This is a genomic window from Anaeromyxobacter sp. SG17 (assembly GCF_022690695.1).
In the GTDB taxonomy this organism is placed as follows: domain Bacteria; phylum Myxococcota; class Myxococcia; order Myxococcales; family Anaeromyxobacteraceae; genus Anaeromyxobacter; species Anaeromyxobacter soli.
In genome coordinates this window covers 64,608-86,775 of sequence record NZ_JALCYX010000002.1, presented here as the reverse complement: position 1 = coordinate 86,775, position 22,168 = coordinate 64,608, and the positions used below count along the sequence as shown (strand labels likewise).

General features: G+C 73.0%; 15 protein-coding genes and 1 riboswitch. Of the genes, 7 read left to right on the top strand and 8 right to left on the bottom strand.

Annotated features, from left to right (window positions below):
• Positions 1–11 precede the first annotated feature (11 nt).
• Positions 12–395, bottom strand: a complete 384-nt coding sequence (locus MNY60_RS01460) for a hypothetical protein (RefSeq protein ID WP_242333271.1) — start codon at positions 393–395, stop codon at positions 12–14.
• Between the two features lie 84 nt (positions 396–479).
• Between MNY60_RS01460 and MNY60_RS01455 the strand changes: the two genes are divergently transcribed.
• Positions 480–1,985: a PLP-dependent aminotransferase family protein gene (locus MNY60_RS01455; RefSeq protein WP_242359893.1), complete on the top strand. Its 1,506-nt coding sequence runs from the start codon at positions 480–482 to the stop codon at positions 1,983–1,985.
• Between the two features lie 66 nt (positions 1,986–2,051).
• On the opposite strand, the gene MNY60_RS01450 is transcribed toward MNY60_RS01455, so the two are convergent.
• Together MNY60_RS01450 and MNY60_RS01445 are read right to left on the bottom strand one after the other, a co-directional pair.
• A complete protein-coding gene (locus MNY60_RS01450) occupies positions 2,052–2,930 on the bottom strand; it encodes a DMT family transporter (RefSeq protein WP_242359892.1) in 879 nt (292 codons plus the stop codon).
• Positions 2,931–2,965: 35 nt separating this feature from the next.
• Complete coding sequence (locus MNY60_RS01445) at positions 2,966–4,102, bottom strand: beta-propeller fold lactonase family protein (RefSeq protein WP_242359891.1); 1,137 nt, start codon at positions 4,100–4,102, stop codon at positions 2,966–2,968.
• Between the two features lie 326 nt (positions 4,103–4,428).
• Here MNY60_RS01445 and MNY60_RS01440 point away from each other — a divergent pair, with 326 nt between their 5' ends.
• The 4 genes from MNY60_RS01440 (at position 4,429) to MNY60_RS01425 (ending at position 9,787) form a co-directional block, all read left to right on the top strand.
• Positions 4,429–5,088, top strand: a complete 660-nt coding sequence (locus tag MNY60_RS01440; RefSeq protein WP_242333278.1) for an ABC transporter ATP-binding protein — start codon at positions 4,429–4,431, stop codon at positions 5,086–5,088.
• 4 nt (positions 5,089–5,092) lie between these two features.
• The gene (locus tag MNY60_RS01435) at positions 5,093–7,462 is read left to right on the top strand and encodes an ABC transporter permease (protein ID WP_242359890.1); all 2,370 of its coding nucleotides are present in this window, start codon (positions 5,093–5,095) and stop codon (positions 7,460–7,462) included.
• Positions 7,463–7,614: 152 nt separating this feature from the next.
• Positions 7,615–8,799, top strand: coding sequence for an efflux RND transporter periplasmic adaptor subunit (locus MNY60_RS01430; protein ID WP_242359889.1), 1,185 nt, complete (start codon positions 7,615–7,617; stop codon positions 8,797–8,799).
• Between the two features lie 184 nt (positions 8,800–8,983).
• The gene (locus tag MNY60_RS01425; protein ID WP_242359888.1) at positions 8,984–9,787 is read left to right on the top strand and encodes a hypothetical protein; all 804 of its coding nucleotides are present in this window, start codon (positions 8,984–8,986) and stop codon (positions 9,785–9,787) included.
• 110 nt (positions 9,788–9,897) lie between these two features.
• On the opposite strand, the gene MNY60_RS01420 is transcribed toward MNY60_RS01425, so the two are convergent.
• Positions 9,898–10,443 carry an SEC-C metal-binding domain-containing protein gene (locus tag MNY60_RS01420; protein WP_242352083.1) on the bottom strand — a complete coding sequence of 182 codons (546 nt, stop codon included), beginning with the start codon at positions 10,441–10,443 and terminating at the stop codon, positions 9,898–9,900.
• Positions 10,444–10,642: 199 nt separating this feature from the next.
• Here MNY60_RS01420 and MNY60_RS01415 point away from each other — a divergent pair, with 199 nt between their 5' ends.
• Both MNY60_RS01415 and MNY60_RS01410 read left to right on the top strand, forming a co-directional pair.
• Complete coding sequence (locus MNY60_RS01415; RefSeq protein WP_242352085.1) at positions 10,643–10,942, top strand: nucleotidyltransferase family protein; 300 nt, start codon at positions 10,643–10,645, stop codon at positions 10,940–10,942.
• A 22-nt stretch (positions 10,943–10,964) separates the two neighbouring features.
• Entirely contained in the window at positions 10,965–11,267 is a 303-nt protein-coding gene (locus MNY60_RS01410) for a DUF86 domain-containing protein (protein ID WP_242359887.1), read from the top strand.
• A 211-nt stretch (positions 11,268–11,478) separates the two neighbouring features.
• On the opposite strand, the gene MNY60_RS01405 is transcribed toward MNY60_RS01410, so the two are convergent.
• The 4 genes from MNY60_RS01405 to MNY60_RS01390 all read right to left on the bottom strand — a co-directional run bounded on the left by MNY60_RS01405 (position 11,479) and on the right by MNY60_RS01390 (position 22,127).
• Positions 11,479–11,910 carry a GTP pyrophosphokinase gene (locus tag MNY60_RS01405; protein WP_242333291.1) on the bottom strand — a complete coding sequence of 144 codons (432 nt, stop codon included), beginning with the start codon at positions 11,908–11,910 and terminating at the stop codon, positions 11,479–11,481.
• A 53-nt stretch (positions 11,911–11,963) separates the two neighbouring features.
• Complete coding sequence (locus tag MNY60_RS01400; RefSeq protein WP_242359886.1) at positions 11,964–12,497, bottom strand: cyclin-dependent kinase inhibitor 3 family protein; 534 nt, start codon at positions 12,495–12,497, stop codon at positions 11,964–11,966.
• A 51-nt stretch (positions 12,498–12,548) separates the two neighbouring features.
• Entirely contained in the window at positions 12,549–13,160 is a 612-nt protein-coding gene (locus MNY60_RS01395; protein ID WP_242359885.1) for a tetratricopeptide repeat protein, read from the bottom strand.
• Positions 13,161–13,641: 481 nt separating this feature from the next.
• A riboswitch (SAM riboswitch) is annotated at positions 13,642–13,733 on the bottom strand.
• Positions 13,734–13,814: 81 nt separating this feature from the next.
• A complete protein-coding gene (locus MNY60_RS01390; RefSeq protein ID WP_242359884.1) occupies positions 13,815–22,127 on the bottom strand; it encodes a GH36-type glycosyl hydrolase domain-containing protein in 8,313 nt (2,770 codons plus the stop codon).
• Positions 22,128–22,168 lie beyond the last annotated feature (41 nt).

The window sequence follows — 22,168 nt, the reverse complement described above, 5'->3', positions numbered from 1 at the left end:
CGGGCTCCCGCTCACCATACCGAGACGACGAACGCGGCGGCGGTGGCGAGCCAGCCCAGGAGCAGGATCGGGCCGAGCGGGTAGACGTGCGGGATCTCCAGGCAGAGATCGCGGCGGGCGCAGGTGAGCTGCCGCCTGCCGAGGAGCTGGCACCGGAGGCACTGGAGCGCGCCCGGGCTCCGCTCCCGAGCCGTGCCGAGCGCCGGCCGCGTTCGAGCGAAAGTCCCGGCTCCGCCGAGCACCCCCGTCGGCGCCACGCCGGCTCCGTCAACCGTGGGACCCGCGGTGCTCGCCACGAGCTCCACCCACGGCGTGCAACCGTCCACCCCCGTCGGGGGGCACATCCCGTCCGCCTCACCCCAGCTGCCCCGATCCACCAGCACCCGTGTCGCCATGGTCGCATCCTCCTCGGTACGACGTGAGGATGCTCGGCGACTGGTCGTTGAAAAAGGACCGGATCCGACATTATCGATGTGCCAGTGCGCACCTGGTCTCTCGCCCTCGCGGTCGACCGCGCCGACCCCGCGCCGGTGGTGCGTCAGGTCGCGCGCGGGATCGCCTCGCACGTCGCCGCGGGGCGGCTCCGCCCCGGCGAGCGACTCCCCGGCTCGCGCGAGCTCGCGCGCATCCTCGGCGTGCACCGCAACACGGTGGTGGCCGCCTACGCCGAGCTGCTCGCGGAGGGATGGGTGCAGTCGTCCGGCGGCCGCGGAACCTTCGTCTCGCCCGAGATCCCGGCCGCGCTCCGGCGGCGGGCTGGCGGCTCGGGAGCTGGACATCGGAATCCCGGCTTCGCGCTCGGGCCGGCGCCCTCGCCGCGGAGCGCGATCGCGGCGCAGCCCGGCGTGCTCAGCCTCGTGAGCGGCATCCCGGATCTGCGGCTCGTGCCGGTGGACGCGATCGCGCGCGCCTACCGCCGGGCCCTGCGGCGCCCCGGGATCCTCGGCTACGGCGACCCCGCCGGCGAGGAGCGGCTCCGGACGGCGATCGGCCAGATGCTCCGCTCGACCCGCGGCCTCGAGCCGGATCCCGCCGGGCTCATGGTGACGCGCGGGAGCCAGCTTGCGCTCACCGTGACGGCGCGGGCGCTCTTCCGCCCCGGGGACGTCGTCGCGGTGGAGGCGCCCGGGTACGCCGCGGCGTGGGACGTCTTCCGGGCCGCGGGCGCGCACGTGGTGCCGCTCCCGGTGGACGAGGAGGGGCTCCGGGTGGACGCGCTCGAGGCGCTGACCCGGCGCGGGAAGGTGCGCGCCGTCTACCTGACGCCGCACCACCAGTACCCGACCACGGTGACGCTCCCCGCCGCGCGCCGCATCGCGCTCCTCCGCCTCGCGGCCGTGGAGCGCCTCGCCGTCCTAGAGGACGACTACGACAGCGAGTTCCACTACGACGGCGCGCCGGTGCTGCCGCTCGCCGCGAACGACCCGGCCGGCGTCGTCGTGCACGTCGGGACGCTATCCAAGATCCTCGCGCCCGGCCTGCGCATCGGCTACGTGCACGCGGCGCCCGAGGTGATCCGGTGCCTCGCCGAGCACCGCCGCTACGTCGACCGCCAGGGCGACCGGGCGCTCGAGGTCGCCGTCGCCGAGCTGATCGAGGACGGGGAGCTGCAGCAGCACGTCTGGCGGATGCGCCGCCGCTACGCCGCGCGCCGCGACGCGCTCGCCGAGGCGCTGCGCGCGCGGCTCGCCGGCGCGCTCGAGTTCGCGGTGCCCGCCGGCGGCATGGCGCTGTGGTGCAGGACGGCGCCGGACCTCGACGCCGATCGCTGGGCCGAGGAGGGCCCGCGCGCGGGCGTGCTGTTCCACGCCGGGAGCGACTTCACGTTCGAGCGCGAGCCCTATCCCGCGCTGCAGCTCGGGTTCGCGCTGCTGGAGGAGCGAGAGCTCGGCGAGGCGGTGCGACGGATGGCGGTCGCGCTCGAGGCGGCGGGCAGGCCGGGACCGGCGGAGAGCGGCGGTCGCACAAAGGGGCGGCGGGCCTGACACGGAGGTCGGCCGGTCGATTCCGCTGCCGCGCCGCGCGTCCGGCACGACGGCGCCGGGGCCGCGCTAGGCGGCGGCAGTCGTCGCGAGCCGGATGCCGGCGCCGATCAGCGCGACGCCCGCGACGAGCGACGGCCCGATGACCTCGCCGAGGGTCACGGCGGAGAACAGGATGCCGAGGCTCGGAGCCGCCAGGAGCGCCGTGGACATCGTGCTCGCCCGAAGGTGACGACCCGCCTCCACGACCGCCCAGTAGCCGAAGGCGGTCGCGACCGGCCCGACATAGGCGAGCGACGCCGCGCCGCCCCAGCCGATGGGCGGCAGCGCGCCTTCACTCAATGCCGCGATGGGGAGGAGCAGGATGGCGGCGGCGAGCGCCTGCCAGGGCGCGAGCGCGAGCGCGGTCGCGGTGAAGCGGTGCCGGCGGACGAAGACGATCGAGATCGCCCAGGCGGCGGCCGCACCCATGAGCATGCCGTAGGCCAGGAGCTGGCGGCTCCCGGCGGGACGCAGCGAGGGAGCGGCGATCGCGACGACCCCCAGCAGCCCCGCGCACACGCCGAGCAGCCCCGAGCGCGCGGGCCGCTCGTGAAGCCACCACGCGGACAGCGGCAGGACCCAGATCGGTGTCGAGAACGCCAGGACCGACGCGCGACCCGGGGGCAGCACCGTCAGGGCGAGCCCGGTCAGCGCCGAGTACGCGCCCATCTGGAACACGGCGGAGACCGCGATGAGCGGCCAATCCGACCGCGGTGGAACGGCGAGCTCGCGGCGGAGCGCGACGAGGCCGAACAGGCAGGAAGCGGCGAGCACGTAGCGCAGGACCCCGAACCAGATCGGCGGCACGGTCGTGACGCCGATCTTGATCACGGGCCAGCTGATCGCCCAGGCGAGGACGAGCAGCGCGAGCAGCAGGTGAGGGCGAGCCATGCGCTTCGTGGCCATGCGTTCGGCTCGAGGTCGCCGGAGCGTACGATGCGCTACCGCGCGGCGAGCCCTGCCGAGCCGGCGGGGAGCCCTCTCACGAGCTCGACCTGCTCGAGCGCGCCGTCGCTCTGGACCGCGTAACCCGAGATGGAGCCGTCGCGCCCGTTGCGCACGTAGAGGTACCCGCTCCCGCGGCTCATGGCCAGGTCGGCCGGGGCGTCGCCGGCCGAGGCCGCCACGCCGCTCGCCTCGAGGAGCGCGAGCGTACCGTCCGGAGCGATGGCGAAGGCGGAGATGTCGTCGGCGCCCGTGTTGGCCGAGTACGCGAAGCGACCGTCGCCGGTGATCGCGATCCAGCAGGCGGCGCTCTGGAAGTTGGGAGCGGACGCAGTGACCACGTCGAGGACGTCGTCGCTCAGCCGGTAGGACGAGACGGTGCTCCCTCCCGCCTCGGAGACGACGAGCAGACCCCTCCGCGTGAACGCGAAGCCGAAGGGCGTCTGGCCGCTCGACTCGACCACCCGCGGGCCGTCGAGATCGCCGCCCTCGCCGACGGCGTAGACGCTGAGCCGGTTCGTGCTCTTCTCGGTCACCACGAGGAAGTCGCCCCCCGGATCGAACGCGATCTCGGCGGGTGCGCTGTCGGCTGCGCTGAGCGGCCGGGTGGAGCTCGGGATGGGGTGGAGGTCGCCGTCCTGGCCGATCCGCAGCCCCGTCACGCTGTTCGGCACGCCCGCGTTCACCACGAACACGAGCCCGTTCGACACGGTGACGCTGATGGGCATGTCGCCGCCCGACGGAGCGCGGTCGACGAGCCGGAGCGAACCGCTGTCGGACACCGCGAAGATCGAGACGTCGTCGCTGCCGGCGTTGACCGCGAGGGCCCAGCGGCCGTCGCGCGAGAAGGTGAGCGCACCTTGCGAGCCGAGGCCCGCGCCGGTGCCGGTCCCGCCCGTCGAGAACGAGCCGGCAGGGGCGAGCGTGCCGTCGGGCGCGCGCGCGAACGCCACCACCGCATTGCCGGCGGGATCGTTCGAGAGCGCGTAGACCGTGCCAGCGTCGCTGGCGGATGCGGTGCCGGGCGCCTCCCCGGTCGTGGAAAGAACGGCTGCGGCGGCTTCCGCCTTGCCGCCCGACGCGATGAGGGTGGAGACGACGAGGGCTGCGAAGAGGGAGCTTCGTGGGTGCATGGTACCGACCTCCAGTTCGGGGTTCGGCTGAGCAGTGTGTCCCCGGGGTGGCGCGTTACAGGACGCTGCGCGGCGAGGGACGGGCCGAGCGAGCCGCCCACCCGACGACGTGGGTGCGAGACGATGGCGGGTTGACGCGGGGCGAGACGCCGCGTGAGTGCACGAACCGGAGCCGCTCCGTGCGGGGACCCCCGATGTGCTCCCGGGCGTGCAACCCGGATGCGCTACGCTTCGTCGTGTCCTTCGCTGCCGCACAGACCCGTGCGCAGCTCGCGAGACCTGCGGAAGCGATTCTCTCCTGCGAGCAGCTGCGCAAGGTCTATCGAATGGGCGAGGTCGACGTCCGCGCGCTCGACGGCGTGGACTTCCGGCTGCACGAGCGCGAGCTCCTCGTGCTGCTCGGCCCCTCCGGCAGCGGCAAGTCCACGCTGCTCAACATCCTCGGTGGCCTCGACGTCCCCACCTCCGGGCGCGTCTTCTTCGCCGGAGAGGACATGACCGCCGCCGACGAGGAGGCGCTGACGCAGTACCGGCGGCGCCACGTCGGGTTCGTCTTCCAGTTCTACAACCTGGTCCCGAGCCTCACCGCGCGAGAGAACGTCGCGCTCGTGACCGAGATCGCCGAGGACCCCCTCGAGCCGGAGGAGGCGCTGGCGCTGGTCGGGCTGGGCAACCGGCTCGACCATTTCCCGGCGCAGCTCTCGGGGGGCGAGCAGCAGCGCGTGGCGATCGCGCGGGCCGTGTCCAAGCGGCCGTCCGTCCTGCTCTGCGACGAGCCGACCGGCGCGCTCGACTTCCGCACCGGCATCCTGGTCCTGGAGGTGATCGAGCAGGTCAACCGCGAGCTCGGGACGGCGACCGCGCTCATCACCCACAACGCACCCATCGCCGACATCGCGGACCGCGTGGTGACGCTCGGAGACGGACGCGTGCAGAGCGAGCGCAGCTCCGGCCGTGTCGCCCGGGCGCGCGACCTGCGCTGGTGACGCGATGCTGATCTCGGCGCTCAACCGCAAGCTGCTCCGCGACGTCGGCCGCCTGAGGGGACAGGTCCTGACGATCGCGCTCGTGCTCGCGGGGGGCATCACCAGCTTCATCGGGCTCCGCGGCACCTACGCCGCGCTCCTGCGCGCGCGCGACTCCTACTACGATCGGGAGCGGTTCGCGCACGTGTTCGTGCTGCTCGAGCGGGCGCCCGAGTCCATCGCCCGGCGCATCGAGGTCCTGCCGGGCGTCGCCTCGGTCCAGACGCGCATCTCCAAGGAGGTGTTGCTGCCGATCGAGGGGAGGTCGCGACCGGCGTCGGGCCGGCTGCTCTCGCTCCCCGCCGCGGGCGAACCCGCCACCAACGCCATCCACCTGCGCAGCGGGCGCCTCCCCGAGCGCGACCGCGACGACGAGGTGGTGGTGCTCGAGGCCTTCGCGACGGCGCACGGGCTCGAGCCGGGTCACCACGTCCCCGCCGTGATCAATGGCAAGCTGCGCAAGCTCCGGGTGGTCGGCGTGGCGCTCTCGCCGGAGTTCATCTACGCGCTCAAGCCTGGGTCGATCGCGGAGGACGCGGCTGGCTACGCCATCCTGTGGATGAACCGAGCGCCGCTCGCGGCCGCCTACGAGCTGGAGGGCGCGTTCAACGAGGCGAGCCTCCTCCTGCAGCCGGGCGCCTCCGAGCCTGCCGTGTGCGCCGCGCTGGATCGGCTGCTCCTGCCGTACGGCGGCGACGGGGCCATCGGCCGCAAGGACCAGCAGTCGAACAAGATCCTCACCGGCGAGCTCGCGCAGCTGGAGGCGCTGGCGGGCATGGTGCCGATGATCTTCCTCGGCGTCGCCGCCTTCCTGGTGAACATGGTGCTCGGCCGGCTCGTCACGCTGCAACGCCCGGAGATCGCGACGCTCAAGGCCATCGGGTACGGCAACCACGCCCTGCGCGCTCACTACGCGGGTCTGGTCGCGGTGGTGCTCGTGCCCGGCACCCTGCTCGGCCTCGCCGGCGGCTGGTGGATGGGGGACGCCGTGCTGGGCCTCTACACGAGCGTGTTCCGGTTCCCCGAGGCGGCCTTCCAACCGAGCTTCTCGCTCGTCGCCACGGGCATCCTGATGAGCGGCGTCGCGGCGCTCGCCGGCGCGCTCGCGGCGGTCCGCGCGGCGGTGCGGCTTCCGCCCGCGGAGGCGATGCGGCCGCCCTCGCCCGCCCTCTATCGCAAGAGCCTCGTCGAGCGCCTCAGGCTCTCGGCGCTCGTCGGGCCGGCGGGCATGATGATCGTGCGCGAGGTCGAGCGCCGCCCGCTGCGCACGCTCCTCTCGTCCCTCGGCATCGCCGGCGCGCTCGCGCTGGTCGTGCTGGGCCGCTTCGGCATCGACTCCCTCGACAGCTACCTCGAGTCGACGCTGCGGCGCGAGCAGCGCCAGGACCTGGCGGTCTCCTTCGATCGGCCCGTCTCGCCGCGGGCGCTGCGGGAGCTCGCCGCGATGCCGGGAGTGCGCCAGGTGGAGGGCGTCCGCGCCATGCCGGTGCGGATCCGTCACCTCCATCGCACGCGCGACACCGTCCTCATCGGGCTGCCGGCCGGCGCGACGCTGCGCCGCCTCGTCGAGCGGGGCGGCCGGGAGGTCGGGCTGCCGCCGGAGGGCATCCTCGTCACGAGCAAGCTCGGCGAGGTGCTGGGGCTGCGCGTCGGCGACCGGGCCGAGGTGGAGATCCGCGAAGGCGCCCGGCCGGTGGTCCGGCCCGTCATCGCGGGGTTCGTGGACGAGTCGGTGGGCCTGCAGCTCTACGCGCGCGAGGAGCTCGTCGCGCGGCTGGAGGGCGATCTCGGGGCGCTCGGCTCGGCCCTGCTCACGGTCGATCCGCTCGAGGCTGCTGCGCTGCAGGAGCGGCTCCGTCGGGTGCCCCGGGTCATCGACGTCTCCGAGGTGCGCGAAGACACCCGCCGCCTGCGCGACATGAACGCCTCGATGATGAACGTCTGGACCACCGTCGCCATCGTGCTCGCGGCCACGGTCATCTTCGGGGTCGTCTACAACAACGCGCGCATCGCCCTCGCGACGCGGGCCCGCGACCTCGCCAGCCTGCGCGTGCTGGGGTTCTCCCGGCACGAGATCTCCTGGATCCTCATCGGCAGCATGGCGATCGAGCTGGCCATCGCCATCCCCATCGGCCTCTATCTGGGCCTCGCGTGGGGGCGGCTCTTCATGCGGTCCGTCGACCAGGAGCAGTTCCGCTGGGAGGTGTTCGTCGCGCCCAGCACGTACCTCATGGCGGCGGCCGTCGGACTACTCGCGGCCGCGGCGAGCGCGCTGTGGGTGCGCCGCAACGTCGATCGGCTGGATCTGATCGGCGTCCTCAAGACGAGGGAGTGAGCATGGGCGCCATCGGCGAGCAGAGCACGCAGCCCACCCAGCCGCTCCCGGCCGACGAGCCGGCGGGTGCGCCGCCCGCGCCAGCGCCATCGGGGCTACGCGGCGCGCCCGGGGACGAGGCACGACACGCCCGCGAGCATCGACGGAAGCTCATGCGCGGGGCCCGGCAAGGGCTTCTCCTCGTCCTCGTCCTCGCTGCCGCCCTCGCCACGGTGCGGGCGCTGCGGCCGAGCCCCGTGCCGGTGGACGTCGCCACCGCGGCGCGCGGCAGCCTCGTGGTGGCGATCGAGGAGACCGGCATCGCCCGGGTCAAGGACCGTTACGTCGTCTCCGCGCCCGTCACGGGCACCGTCTCGCGCCAGCTCCTCGAGCCCGGAGACATGGTCGGCGAGCGGGACGTGGTGGCGGAGATCGCGGCGGTTCCCTCGCCCCTACTCGACGCGCGGACGCGCTCCGAGGCGCAGGCGAGGCTGAGCGCCGCCGTGTCGGCGCTGGGGCAGGCGCAGGCGCAGGAGGGACGCGCGAGGGCGGCGGAGGGGCTCGCCCGGGAGGATCTCGCTCGCGCCCGGTCCCTGGCGGCCGGGGGATCGCTGCCGAGCCAGGGCCTCGACCGCGCCGAGTTCGAGGCGCGGATGCGCACGCAGGAGCTCTCCTCGGCGGTGTTCGCGGTGAAGGTCGCGGCCGAGCAGGTGCGCGTCGCGCGCGCGTCGCTGGGGGGGGAGGGTGCCTGGCGCGAGCGGCACGTGGACGTGCTCGCCCCCGCCTCCGGCCGCGTGCTGCGGGTGCTGCAAGAGAGCGAGGGCGTCGTGCAGGCCGGCACGCCGCTGCTCGAGGTCGGCGATCCGGGGGCGCTCGAGCTCGTCGTCGATCTGCTGACCACCGACGCCGTCCGCGTCCAGCCCGGGACGCTCGTGACGATCCTGGGATGGGGTGGCGACCGCGCGCTCGCGGCCCGTGTGCGCAGGGTCGAGCCGTCCGCGTTCACCAAGCTCTCGGCGCTCGGGGTGGAGGAGCAGCGGGTCAACGTCATCGCCGTCTTCACCGATCCGCGAGAAGCCTGGAGCGCGCTGGGCGACGGGTTCCGCGTCGAGGCGCGGTTCGTGCTGTGGCGAGGCGATGACGTGCTGAAGGTCCCGCAGGGCGCCGCGTTCCGCCAGGGCGATGGGTGGGCGGTGTTCCGCGTGGACGGCGGCAAGGCGCGATTGACGTCGGTGCAGATCGGACACCGCGGCGAGACGGAGGTCGAGGTGCTCGGCGGCGTCGACGCCGGCGCGGTGGTGGCGGTGCATCCCGGCGATCGGGTGAAGGACGGCGGCAGGGTGGAGGTGCGCCGGTAGAGGCGAGAGCGCACCGGACCTACACCCCCCTCCAAGTACCTGTTGCCGCGAGGCACACGCGCAGCACGCGTTGCCGCTCCAAGTGCGCGATCTTGCTCGGGTAGGCTCGCTGGCTCGAAAGCTGCTGAGCCTGCCCGGAGAGAATACGCCCCGGTGGCAGCTCGTCGGATCTCAGGAGGACAGAATGCGCTACCTGCTCGTTGCATCGTCGCTGCTGCTCGGATCGGTGACCTTGGCCACCTCGGCCCAGGCGCAGGTCTCCGTCGGCGTCGGCATCGCGATCCCCAGCATCCAGATCGGCATCAACGTGCCGGCCTATCCGGAGCTCGTCCCCGTGCCGGGGTATCCCGTCTATTACGCCCCTCGAGCGAGCTCGAACTACTTCTTCTATGACGGCGCTTACTGGGCGTTCCAGGGCGACGAGTGGTACGTGAGCAGCTGGTACGACGGGCCGTGGTACGTCGTGGAGCCCGCGCACGTCCCGCTCTACGTGCTGCGCGTCCCGGTGCGCTACTACCGGCAGCCTCCCCCGTACTTCCGCGGGTGGCGCGCCGACGCGCCGCCTCGCTGGGGACACCGCTTCGGCCACGACTGGGAGCGGGGTCACCGCGGGTGGGATCGATGGGACCGCCGCGCCGCCCCGCGCCCCGCGCCGCTGCCCGTCTACCAGCGGGGCTACGTGGGTGACCGCTATCCCCGCGCGCCCGAGATGCAGCACTCGATTCGCTCCGAGCAGTATCGCTACCGGCCGCGCGAGGAGGTGACGCGGACGCGCTTCGAGCCGTACGGCCGGGACCGGGGGCCCGAGCGGGCGCAGCCGTATCCGCAGCCGTCCGATCACCAGCGCTGGTCGGCTCCGCCGCCGCAGAACGATGATCGCGGGGACTTCCGTGGACGGCACGACGACGATCGTCGGGACGACCGTGGGCGCCACGACCACGGCCGGCGGCACGAGGACGAGGGGCGCGGGCGCGGTCACAGGGACTGACGCGCAACTGGAGTGAGCTTCACGCGGCGGGGAGCCCGGGGCACGGGGCTCCCCGCTGTCGTTTCGTGATCGGGGATGCCGGACGAGGCGGGAGCGTCGTCCGCCTATGTTCAGTGAAGCTGACGCGTGGCATCGGCTCCGAGGGCGCAGCACCGCTTGTACTTCTGGCCGCTACCGCAGGGACACGATGCATTTCGGCCCGGGCGTGCCTCGCGCGTCGCGGGCCGCCGCGCGGACTTCGCCGAGGGAAGCGCGTCGGGGCCGGGCTGCCACAATCGAGCTGTCTCGCGCTCGATCCGGTCGATATGCGCGCGCTGTGCATCGGTCAGCGCCCCACCGAGCTCCTCGATCGCGTGCGCGATCGCGCTCAGCTGCTCCGCCGCGCAGATGGCACAGTCGGCCTTCGCGACCAGGTCATCGGACTCGAGCGCGCGAACGAGGTGTGGAATCGCCCGGGCGTCGCCGTACCTCGCGAGGAAGGCAGCGCCACCGACGGGACTCTCGTCGAGCACTCGAACGAGAGCAGCAAGAATCCGATCGTCGCGAGCCTGCGTTCGGACCAGCGCCATCGCGAGCCGGGTGCGCTCCGCGACATCTCGCGCCGCGTGGAAGGAGGCGAGGAGGGAATCCAGCGATGGCTTCGGGCGAGTCGGCATGAGATCTCCGGCGAAGAGGTGAGCCTCCCGCGTCGTCCAGTCTGCGGACGAAGGGTCCGCGGTCCCGACGGCGTGTCCGCCGCCATTCCGGTCCTGGAACGCGAAGCGACTCGGACGGCGGGTGCATGAGCAATTCGCGTGCCGTCGGCAAACGACAGGACTGTGCTGACCTCGCGAACTGCGGTTATGATTCAAAGGGATGACCGTACGGATCCACATGCCGGAAGAGGCGCTGGCGACGTTTTGCCGGAAACATCGCGTCAGCAGGCTCGCGCTGTTTGGATCCGTTCTACGAGACGACTTCCGGCCAGACAGCGACGTGGACGTTCTCGTCGAGTTCCAGCCAGGGGCCCGGGCCGGGTTCCTGAAGCTCGCCGAGATGGAGCTCGAGCTCGGCGCCATGCTCGGCCGGAAGGTCGATCTGAGGACACCGGGAGAGCTGAGCCGGTACTTCCGCGACGAAGTTCTAGCGAACGCCGAGGTCCAGTTTGCGACCTGACGACGTCATCCGGCTGCGGCACATGCTGGACGCCGCGCGCGAGGCGATGTCGTTCGCGGCTGGACGCTCGCGGGGCGATCTCGAGCGCGATCGCATGCTGGTCTTGGCGATAGTCAAAGACGTCGAGATCATCGGCGAGGCTGCCGCGCGGGTCAGCCCTGCGATGCAGGCATCACACCCGGAGATCCCGTGGGCGCAGATCATCGCGACGCGCAACCGTCTGATTCATGCGTACTTCGACGTGGACCTTCAGGTCGTCTGGGACACGGTGACGGATGACCTCCCGCAGCTCGTCCGTCTGCTGGAGCCTTTCGTGCCGTCGTAATGCGGCAAGGTGCGAGAACCCGCGCTGAGCGACTTCATTCACGGGTGCCGTCACGGACGACCCGCCCGCCGAAGCGACGAGTCCTGGTCGTCCGGGAAGCCCGCGTAACCTTCGGCTGCGCTCTCATCGTGCATGCGTCGAGGCTAGCGGCAGTACGGACACGCTCGATCGCCGCCATTGTCAACGTGAGCCGCGTGTCGTGTGGTGCGTCCTACTTCCCGCCCGAAAGCCGCTTCCACGCAGCCAGGTACCGCGCCATCCGCTCCGCGTCCGCGTCCCCGAACGTCGCGAGCCTGCGAACGTCCATGTTGTCGAGGAGATCTGCGCGCTTCACCGTCGCGGCGAGCTCATCGAGGGAAACGCGCTCGATGAACGCTGCGTAGTCCTCTCCGGGCCGCTTCGTCAGCGCAACGATCGCGGTCACCTCTCGCTCTGGGTACCCGCGCCGTCGCAGTTCGTCGGGCGTGATGTCCGTGTCCTCGAGCACGTCGTGGAGCACGGCGACGCGCCGCGCCTCGTCGGTGGTCATCGCGAGCATGACGCGGAGCGGGTGGAGGATGTACGGGGCGCCGCCCTTGTCGACGGCGTTCCGGTGCTTCCCGGCCGCGAGCGCGACTGCGTCCGCGACGGTGGGGGTCTGCATGGCGAGTCTCTCCTGTGTGCGGGTCAAGTCTCGGCTGCCGGCAATCCACGGGCTCATTCCACGTCACCTCGGAACTCGTGGACGAAACGCTCCTGCGCGGCGTTCTCGATCGCGCGACCGCGGGCTGCGCGCACGACGGCAATGGCCTCCGCGGGAGGCGTGCCGCGCGCGACGAGGCAGGACGCGGCGATGGTGCCCGCTCGCCCGACGCCGCCCCAGCAGTGCACGACCACGTCCTGCCCCCGCTCGAGCGCGTGCAGGATGCGGCCCACGAGCCGGCGGGCAGAGGCGAGATCCGTGGGCGCCCACATGTCCGCGATGGGATAGTGAATCCACCTGAGCCGTTCCCGGCGCGCCTCGCCGTCGAGGTCGCCGAGCTCCGCGATCTCGAACCGCTCGAGCAGGGTCACGAGCACCTTCGCACCGTGCACCCGCGCGATCGCCTCCACGTCCTCGCGCAGCCGGACGTCGGAGTCGGGGTCTCGTCCCGCCACCCAGCGGCCGGGCGCGCGCGTCAGGCCGAGCCGGCCCGGAAGAGCGAGCGCGGACGCGGGGAGGTAGTCGACGCGAAGCGCGTACGGTTCCATGAGGTCTCCTTTCTCGTCGAGAGTGGGGCGAGGCCCGAGCCGACACACGGCTCAGGCCGACGCCGGCCCGGGGATCGCGAACGCGGGCTCCTCCTGGAGCGCCGCCGCCTCGAGGCGCGCCTGCTCGGCGCCGGCCGCGTCTCCGGTCGCCTTGGCGACCGCCGCCTTCGCCTCCCATGCCTCGCGCGAGGCGGGGTGGAGCAGCGTGACGGCGTCGGCGAGCGCGCGCGCCTCGGCCGGCTTCCCGGTGGCGAGGTGGTAGCGCACCATCGCGAGGTGCGACGGCACGTCGACGGTCCCACCCCGCTGCAGCAGCGCGTAGAGCCGAGGCGTCGACGCATCGTCCGCGGCGCGCTCCAGGTCGGCGAGCGCCGCCTGGATGCGACCGGTGATCACCTCGAACGAGTGGCGGAACGGGGGCACCAGCGGGTCCTTCCCGATGGCGATGCTGATCTGCTCGAAGGCCATCTCCATCTCTCCCGAGTAGTCGCAGGCCACCGCGAAGGCCCAGTGCAGGTGGGCGGAGTCGAGCCCCACCTTGCGGGCCTCGGCGAGGACCTCGCGGTACACGCTCACCGCCTCGTCCGCCCGCCGCTGCTCCACGAGGTCGTAGGCGCGGCGCATCTCTCCCAGCAGTCGGTCCGTCGTCTTCCTGGGGGGCATCTCGTCTCCTCCTGCGCCGTCGCGGCGTCGTCGGTTGCGGACCGGTCGATCCCGGGCCGGTGAACGCTTCAGGACTGCCGTGCCGGACGCGCGGGGGAAGCCGCCGCGTGCCCGGAGCGCTCGTCGCGAGCGAGGGCGGTCGCGCGCGCGAGCGCCGCCTGCGCGCCGTCGAGGTCGCCACGTCGAATGCAATCGCAGGCGATGGCGAGGTGCGAGGCGACGCCGAGCGGATAGCAGATCATTGCGCAATCGTCTTTCCCGGGACGCACGGGTCCCGTCCCGCTGCCGGGCAGCGGGTTCGATGGTCTGGGCGAGGACAGGGGCGCCGGCAGGAACACCCTACACGGCGCACGGACAGGCCGAACCGGGCGCAGGCTGCCCGGGCGACCCGTACGGCCGACGTGGCATCGCTGCGCCCGTGGGGCGCCGCGAGGATCACGCCCGGGGTCCCGGTTACGTCGCTCTCTCGTGGGTCATGGGGCCTCCATCGCAGGCGGCATTGCCACATCCCCGGGATACCGGGAGCTGGCCGAGGGTCATCGGGCCGCCGCCCTCGCCTCGTCTTGATGGAATGACATCGAACATCGGAGGCACGTATTTATACCATTCGTGGAGAAATGTCAATCTGCGGACCAATCGTGCCCAATAGGGAGCTCACCGTTCATCCCGGTGTCCCGCCCTCCCGGGACGAGCTGCAGAGCCAGCCGCTTCCCGGCCGGTGAGGTCCGGCTGCCCGGCGACTCCCATCACGACCCGCACCTCGTGCGTCCCGCCATCGTCGACGAGCGGGATCGCCCGCGGATCGACCGCCACGCCGTCCAGCTCCGCGAGGGCGATCCCGCGGCACCGCCGCTCGAAGTTGTCGACCGTGATCTCGTACCGCGTCGACCCGAGCCGCCAGGTGATCCCGTAGCCGGGCCAGGACGCCGGGATGCAGGGATCGAGCTCGAAGGTCTCGCCTTGCCTCCGGAGCCCGAGGATGCTCTCGAGCCCGGCGCGGTACATCCAGCCGGCCGATCCCGTGTACCAGGTCCACCCCGCGCGCCCCGCGTGCTCGGGGTGGGCGCAGACGTCGCCCGCGACGACGTAGGGCTCTCCCCGATAGTGCGCGACGTCCGCGCCGGTGCGGGTGTGGTTCACCGGGTTCAGCATGTGGAACAGCTCCGCCGCCTCGTCGCCGCTCCCGAGCTTCGCGAGCGCCATCACGATCCACGCGGCGGCGTGCGTGTACTGACCGCCGTTCTCGCGCACGCCGGGCGGGTAGCCCTTGATGTAGCCGGGCTCCTGCCTCGACCGATCGAAGGGCGGCGTGAGCAGCACGACGACCTGGGCCCCTCGACGCACCAGGTGAGTTCGGACCGAATCCATCGCGCGGTCGGCGAGACGCGCCGGGGCGGCTCCGGAGAGCACCGCCCAGGACTGGGCGATCGAGTCGATCGAGCACTCGTCGTTCTGGGCCGAGCCGAGCGGTGAGCCGTCGTCGTAGTAGCCGCGCCGGTACCACTCCCCGTCCCAGCTCCGCTCGAGCGCCTCGGCGAGCCGGGCTGCCTCGGCGCGGTAGCGCCCCGCGCGATCGGCCTCGCCACGCGCCGCGCAGAGCGTGGCGAAGTCCTTGAGGACCGCGTGAAGGAAGAAGCCGAGCCAGACGCTCTCGCCGCGTCCCTCCCTGCCCACGCGGTTCATCCCGTCGTTCCAGTCGCCGCTCCCCATGAGCGGCAGGCCGTGGACGCCCGAGGTGAGCCCGCGCTCGAGGGCGCGCACGCAGTGCTCGAAGAGCGAGGCGTCCTCTTCCGAGACGCGGGGCTGGGCGTACGCGTCGTGAGCGCCCGGCGCGAGCGGCTCACCTTCGAGGAACGGGACGCGCTCGTCGAGCACGCCGGCGTCGCCCGTCGTGCGGACGTAGTGCGCCACCGCGTACGGCAGCCAGACGAGATCGTCCGAGCAACGGGTGCGCGTCCCGCGCCCGCTCGGCGGATGCCACCAGTGCTGCACGTCTCCCTCGCGGAACTGCCGCGCCGCGGCGCGGAGGAGGTGCTCGCGGACGAGCGTCGGCCGCGCCATCGCGAGCGCCATCGCGTCCTGGAGCTGATCCCTGAACCCGAACGCGCCGCCGGGCTGATGGTAGCCGGTCCGCGCCCACATCCGGCAGGAGAGGTCCTGCTGCAGGAGCCACCGGTTCATGAGGACGTCGAAGGAGTCGTCGGGCGTCCGGACCTGCACCGCACCGAGCGTGTCCTCCCACGTCCGCCTCACGGCGGCGAGCGCGGCCTCCGCGGCCTCGGCGCGGCCGTGGCGTCCGATGAGCTCCCGAACCTGCGCCACGTCTCTCCCCTCGCCGAGGAGAAACACGACCCGCCGGGTCTCGCCCGGCTCGAGCTCGATGGCGACGTGCAGCGCCGCGCAGGGATCGAGCCCCGCGCCGAAGCGAGCGGGGAGCTCCACGAGGCCGAGGGCGGCGGGCCGTGCCAGCGAGCCGTTCCGGCCGAGGAAGGCGGTGCGGTCGCCGGTCGCGGAGCGGAGCGCCTCGCTCGCGTGGGCGAACGCGACCCGGCCGGCGAACTCGTGGTTCCAGGCGTTCGTCGCGAGGACCGCGCCGGTCTGCGCGTCCTGCCGCGTGACGACGTGCTGGTTTTGACCGGCCTGCGGGGGGCCGAGGACCCACTCGCTGTACCCGAAGACGGAGAGGCGTCGCGGCGCGCCGCTCTCGTTCGTGAGCGTGAGGAGCGAGAGCTTCACCGGATCCGCGCCGTCCACGAACACGTCGAGGGCGTGGCGCACGCCGTTCGTCGCCCGCTCGAAGCGGGTCACGCCCGCCGCGTGGCGGATCACGAACCGGCCCGACGCGCCGGTGCGGGGCAGCGGCCCCGGCGTGGGCGACCACGCCTCGCCGCTCTCGTCATCGCGGAGGAGGATGGCCTCGGAGGTCGGATCGCTCACCGGATCGTTGGCGAACGGCGTGAGACGGTTCTCGCGGCTGTTCTCGGACCAGGTGAAGGACGACCCCGACGCCGTGACGACCGTCCCGAACACCGGGCTCGCGATGACGTTCGCCCACGGAAGCGGCGTCTCCTCGGCCCCCTCGAGGACGATGACGTACTCCCGCCCGGCATCGGCGAAGCCCCCTGTGCCGTTCCAGAGGGCGAGCGGCGGCACCTCGGGAGGCGCGCCGTGCTCGGGCGCCGAGCCGCGCCTCGCAGGCGGGGCGGGCGCGAGCGCTGCAGGCTCCGCCGGCTGGGGCGCGTGGCGCTCGAGCTGCTGCGCGAGCGATCCGGCTCCTCCCAGGAGGATCGCGCGGGCCACCGACGAGAGCAGGAGGCGCTCGGCCTCGCTCATCCGGTCTCCGCGCAGGAGGTACGCGCCGCCCGGCTTGTGCTTCCACGTCCGCCAGGGCCCCTCGTCGAGGAGCGCCGCGAGCCGCGCGTGCATCTCGTCGAGGTAGCTCACCGGGTGCTCGTTCAGGAGCACCACGTCCGCGCGGAGTCCCTTGAGGCGCCAGTACTCCTGGGCCTGGAGGACCTGGCGGACGAGGGGGAGATCCGCCTCCGAGACGATCCGCACGAGCAGGACCGGGAGGTCGCCGGAGACGCCGTGTCCCCAGAGCCCCTCCTGGCCGAGCTCGTTCCGGGCGAGGATCTCCGGGCCCGGCCGCAGCGACGCGTCGGCGTAGAGCACGCGCGAGGCGAGGCGCTCGAAGAGGAGGGCCTCCTCGCTCGAGATGCCGAGGTGGTGGAGCCTGCTGCGCGCGTGCGCGAACGCGAGCGCGAACGTGCGCGCTGCGGCGGTGGGGTCGTGGTAGCGCTGCGCCAGCGCGAGGGCCGTCTCCCGGCTCGTCGCCATCCCGGTCGCGAACGACAGCCTCACCACGCCGCCGGGCGCGAGCCGCACGCGCTGCCGCAGGCTCACGATGGGATCGAGCAGGATGCCGGTCGTGCCGGAGAGCGCGCGGCCGTCGAGCGCCTGCGGATCCTCCGGGCCGCGACCGCGGCCGAGGAAGCGTTCGCGGTCGCTCTCCCACTCCACCGGTCCCTGCGTCCGGCCCTCCTGGCCGATCACGTGCACCGCGAAGACCTCGGCGTCGTCCGGGGCGCGCCGCCGACGCCGGCAGACGAGCGCGTTGCACTCCGGGACGTACTCCGACTCGACGAAGAGCTTGCCGAAGGCGGGGTGGGCGAGGTCGTCGGCGGTCGGCGCGAGGACGATCTCGGCGTAGCTCGTCACCTCGAGCTCGCGAGGGCGATCGCCGAGGTTCGTCACCTCGAGGCGGCGCACCTCGACGTCGTCCTCGGGCGAGACCGCGACGTCGAGCCGGGTCGCGAGGTCATCGTCCCTCCGCTGGAACGTCGCCTTGTCGATCGTGAACGTGACGACATCGTCCCCGCCGGCCCGCGCGGTCGGCTGGTGCGTCGCGGACCACACCCGACCGCTCCGGACGTCGCGGAGGTAGAGGTACTGGCCTCCGAGGTCGCGCGTCGCGTCCCGGCGCCAGCGCGTGACGGCGCGCTCGCCGCAGAAGCTCGCGCCGCCGCCCGCGTTCGTGACGACGGCGGTGTAGCTGCCGTTCGAGAGGAACTGCGCGTGCGGGAACGTGGTGTCCGGCGAGCGGAAGCGGCGAGCGGCCGCCGGCGGCACCGGCGCGGCGACGCGCGCCGTCTCGTCCGGACGGGGCAGGATGACCGCCGCCTGGCGCGGCACGCGCTCCTGGAGGAGCAGCTCCGTCGCCTGCACGCGGCGATCGGCGTGGAAGCGCTCCACCATGCGGTTTCCCTGGAGCGCCCCCGCGATGGCCGCGAGCGTCATCCCCTGGTGGTGGGCGAGGTACGTCCGGACGATGGTGCCCGAAGGGCGGGCGCGCTCCGGAACCGCGTCGGACTCCTCGGGATGCCGTGGCGTGTAGTCCACCGCGTCGAAAAAGCCGTACTCGCCGAGGAGGCCTTCGCGCTCGAGGCGGCGCAGGTTCTCCGCGGCCGCGGTGGGGTGGACGAGCGCGGCGAGCGCGGTCGCATAGGGCGCGATCACGAGCTCGTCGGCGAGGCCCCGCTTCAGGCCGAGCCCGGGGACGCCGAACGCCTTGTACTGGTAGTTGCCGTGGTGATCGACGAGGTCGTAGGCGGACTCGGAGATCCCCCACGGTGCTCCGCGAGTCGCCGCGTAGTCCCGCTGCCGCCGCACCGCCATCCGGCAGCTCTCGTCGAGCAGGGTCTCCGGGAAGCTGCGCATGAGGAGCAGCGGCATCAGGTACTCGAACATCGTCGCGCTCCAGGACAGGAGCGTCGGGCTGCCGTGCACGCTCGTCACCGCGCGGCCCAGATGGAACCAGTGCTTCTCCGGCAGATCGCCCTTCGCGATCGCGATGAAGCTCGCGAGGCGGGCCTCCGAGGCGAGGAGATCGTAGTGGGCGGGATCGAGCCGACCAGGCCCCTCCGCGTCCGCGGCGCGGTAACCGATCGCGAGCAGGTTCCGGCGCGGGTCGTAGAGGAAGCCGAAGCTCATGCCGTCGGCGAAGGCGGCCGCGCGCTGCGCCAGGGTCTCCAGCCGCTGCAGCGGATCGCTCGGGCCCGCCTCGCGCGGTGCGGGGCCGCGACCGAGCGCGCGCAGCCCCTCGGACACCGCGATGAGCGCGCCGGCGAGGTTGCCGCTGTCCACCGTCGAGACGTAGCGGGGCGGGAGCGGCGCGAGCGTCTTCGTGTCGTACCAGTTGAAGAGATGCCCCTCGAGCCGCTCCAGGCCCTCCATGGTCGTGAGGGTGGCGTCGATCCGCTCGATGAGCTCGCCGGTGGGGACGAGGCCGAGATCGTGCGCGGCGAGGGTGGAGAGGAGCCCCATGCCGATGTTCGTGGGCGAGGTGCGGTGCGCGATCCGCTCGGGCACCTCCTGGAAGTTGTCCGCGGGCAGGTGGTGATCCTCCGGCCCCATGAACGCCTCGAAGTACTTCCAGGTCGTGCGCGCGACGCCGAGGAGGAAGCGCCGGTCCTCCTCGCCGAGCCCGCGGTCCCGCTCCCCGATCGGCTGCGACAGCCGATGCGCGACGAGCGGCGCGGCCGCCCACAGGACGAGCAGCGGCGCGGCGGCGAGGAGCGCCTCCGGACGCCACACCGCGACGAGGACCGCGCTCGCGAGCGCGATCGCGGGGCTCGCCGCCATGGCGACGAGGAACGATCGCCTTCCGAGCCCCGTCCCTCGCGCGGCGCTCGCGGCGGCGGTCTCCCACTCCAGCAGGCCACGCCTCGTGATCGCGAGGCGGACCAGCGTGACGACGATGGCGTGCACCATCTCGCAGGCCTGGTTCGCGAGGAAGGTGACCTGGAGCAGGACCCGCGCCGCCGTGGCCGCCCCGTCCTCGTAGAGCCCGCGCACGAACGCCCGCATCGGCTGGTGTCGCCTCGGTCCGCCGAGGGCCTCGAGCGCGAGCGGGAAGAGCGGGAACGCGAGGGACGTCACGATGGCGGCGGTCCAGAGCACGGCGCTGCCCGGGAGCACGGTCCACGCGGCGAGGAGGAGGACGAGCGTCGCGGGCGCGAGCAGCGCGCGCCTCAGGTTGTCGAAGATCTTCCAGCGCGCGATGAGCGGGAGGCGGTTCCGGGCGAGGCCCTGCGTCGTCCGCACGAACGGCAGGAGCCAGCCGAGGATCTGCCAGTCACCGCGCGTCCAGCGGTGCTGGCGGCGGGCGTGGGCGAGCACGCTCGAGGGGTAGTCGTCGACGACCTCGACGTCCGTCACGAGCCCGGTGCGGGCGTGGAGGCCCTCGAACAGATCGTGCGAGAGGAGGGTGTTGTCCGGGACGCGCCCCGCGAGCGCCGCCGTGAAGGCGTCCACGTCGTAGAGCCCCTTGCCCGTGAAGCTGCCCTCGCCGAAGAGGTCCTGGTAGGTGTCCGAGACCGCGGTCGTGTACGGGTCCAGGCCGGTGTGGCCGGCGAAGATCCGGGCGAAGCGCGAGCCGGCTGCGCTCGAGGTCGTGACGCTGACGCGCGGCTGCAGGATCCCGTAGCCCTCGGTGACGCGGCCGGAGCGGCGGTCGAGCACGGGGCGGTTGAGGGGGTGGGCGATGACGCCGACGAGCTTCTTCGCGCCGTCCCGGGGGAGGCGGGTGTCCGAGTCGAGCGTGATGCAGTAGCGCACGCTGGGCAATACGCCGACGTCGCCGACCTGCACGTCGTAGCTCGTGTCGGTCATGCCGCGGAGGAGGCGGTTCAGCTCCTCGAGCTTTCCACGCTTCCGCTCCCAGCCCATCCACACGTCCTCTGCGGGGTTCCACTGGCGCGTGCGGTGGAAGAGGAAGAACCGATCGTTCCTTCCCTCTCCCAGCCGGGCGTTCAGCGCCTCGATCCCGTTCCGGGCGGCGGCGAGGATGGCGGCGTCCCCGGGCTCGTCGCGGCTTGCGGCGTCGGTGAAGTCCCCGAGGATCGCGAAGTGCACGCGGGGATCGAGGTTCCCGAGCGCGAGGACCTCGAGGTGCTCGAGCTGCCGCTCGACGCCCGCGACGCTCGTGAGCAGCGTCGGGACGACCACGAGCGTCCGGGCGTCCTCGGGGATCCCCGCGGTGAGGTCCAGGCGTGGGAGCCGTCGGGGCGGAGCGAAGCGCGCGGCGAGGCGCTGGACGAGCGCGATGGCCACGTCGCTCGCGGGCAGGACGAGGAGCAGCGCCACCCCGAGCTGCGCCCACGGCGAGCCGCCCGCGTGCCGCGCGTACGCGGCTCCGGCCAGGGCGAGCGCCGCCGTCGCGAGCGCGATGGCGCCGAGGTACGCCGCGGTCGCGTGCGCGAACGCGAGCCGCCGCAGGGACTTCCGCGGACCGGGCCGCCAGGCCACGTCGGCCTCGAGCTCGCGGCGCCCCTTCCCGATGAGGTGATACCCGACGTGCGCGGCGCGCGCGCCGGGACCCTCGACCTCGGCGGCCTCCCGCGCGCTCTCGACCGCGCGCAGCGCGACGCGAACCTCGGCCTCCGCGGTGCCCCCGGCGAGCTCCTCGACCGCCTGCCGGTAGCGATCGCGGGAGAGGAACTCCATCCGCGCGTGGACGGCGGCGGGATCCCGCTGCAGCACCCGCTCCACCAGGCTGACGCTCTCGACGAACTCGGTCCAGTCGAGGGTGGAGCAGAGCCGCAGGCTCGTGATGACGTTCGCGACGGACACCTGGGCGACGGCCTCGCGCTGGTGCTCGCTCCGGATGGCCTCCTCCGCGGTCTGTCGGTCGAAGGCGAGGTGTGCGTCGAGGTCGCTTCGGACGGGAGAGAGGCGCGGCCCGTACTCGCGCAGGCGCTGGAGGAGCTGCACGACGAACGCGGGGTGGAGGACGCGCGGCAGCGGCGTCGCGGAGCCCTTCCCCTCGGTCTCGAAGCGCGCCACGTACGCGTCCGCCTGGCGGCGGGCCGCGCGGGCGACGAGCGTCTCGTCCGCGAGCCGGCGGAGGTTCTCGACGAGCGCCAGCTTCAGCATGCTCGGCCAGGCCCAGAGCTCGCCGAGGGTGAGCGGCGCCACCGTCTGGAACGCGTCGAGCCAGCGCTGGAGCTGGGCGCGATCGAGGCGGCTGTCGCTGTGGCGGATGAGCTCGACCGCGAGCGCGTAGACGCGGGCGCTCCCTGCCTGCTCGCGGGCGGCGAGCTTGGGCAGCTCGCGGTAGTAGCGCCGCGGGAGGTTCTGCCGCACGTCGCGGATCTCCGACGCGACGAGGTGATAGTTGTCGAGGAGCCACTCGGCGGCGGGGGTCACGAACTCGGCGCGGCGCACGTCGCCGGCGAGCGAGCGGTAACCATCCCGCAGGACCCGGACGTTGTCCTCGAAGCGCGGCAAGACGGTCCGCGCCGAACGGCCCGACGGGTCCACCGTGAAGCGCGCGGCGAGCGAACGGGCGCGCTCGTCGAGGCGCTCGAGGCTGAGCAGCTCGTCGCGAAACGGCAGCAGGGGAGCGGCGAACGCGCCGCCGCGAGTCCTGCGGAAGAAGGACGACTCGAACCTGGACGAACCGAACAACGCCCCTCCCGACCGGCAGCGGCGCGTCATCGGGACGATGC

Coding starts and splice junctions, on each gene's coding strand:
- MNY60_RS01450 (WP_242359892.1), bottom strand. CDS start 2,930: ATGGCCACGAAGCGCATGGCTCGCCCTCACCTGCTGCTCGCGCTGCTC.
- MNY60_RS01440 (WP_242333278.1), top strand. CDS start 4,429: ATGGGCGAGGTCGACGTCCGCGCGCTCGACGGCGTGGACTTCCGGCTG.
- MNY60_RS01405 (WP_242333291.1), bottom strand. CDS start 11,910: ATGCAGACCCCCACCGTCGCGGACGCAGTCGCGCTCGCGGCCGGGAAG.
- MNY60_RS01435 (WP_242359890.1), top strand. CDS start 5,093: ATGCTGATCTCGGCGCTCAACCGCAAGCTGCTCCGCGACGTCGGCCGC.
- MNY60_RS01395 (WP_242359885.1), bottom strand. CDS start 13,160: ATGCCCCCCAGGAAGACGACGGACCGACTGCTGGGAGAGATGCGCCGC.
- MNY60_RS01400 (WP_242359886.1), bottom strand. CDS start 12,497: ATGGAACCGTACGCGCTTCGCGTCGACTACCTCCCCGCGTCCGCGCTC.
- MNY60_RS01410 (WP_242359887.1), top strand. CDS start 10,965: ATGCTGGACGCCGCGCGCGAGGCGATGTCGTTCGCGGCTGGACGCTCG.
- MNY60_RS01425 (WP_242359888.1), top strand. CDS start 8,984: ATGCGCTACCTGCTCGTTGCATCGTCGCTGCTGCTCGGATCGGTGACC.
- MNY60_RS01415 (WP_242352085.1), top strand. CDS start 10,643: ATGACCGTACGGATCCACATGCCGGAAGAGGCGCTGGCGACGTTTTGC.
- MNY60_RS01430 (WP_242359889.1), top strand. CDS start 7,615: ATGCGCGGGGCCCGGCAAGGGCTTCTCCTCGTCCTCGTCCTCGCTGCC.
- MNY60_RS01445 (WP_242359891.1), bottom strand. CDS start 4,102: ATGCACCCACGAAGCTCCCTCTTCGCAGCCCTCGTCGTCTCCACCCTC.
- MNY60_RS01460 (WP_242333271.1), bottom strand. CDS start 395: ATGGCGACACGGGTGCTGGTGGATCGGGGCAGCTGGGGTGAGGCGGAC.
- MNY60_RS01420 (WP_242352083.1), bottom strand. CDS start 10,443: ATGCCGACTCGCCCGAAGCCATCGCTGGATTCCCTCCTCGCCTCCTTC.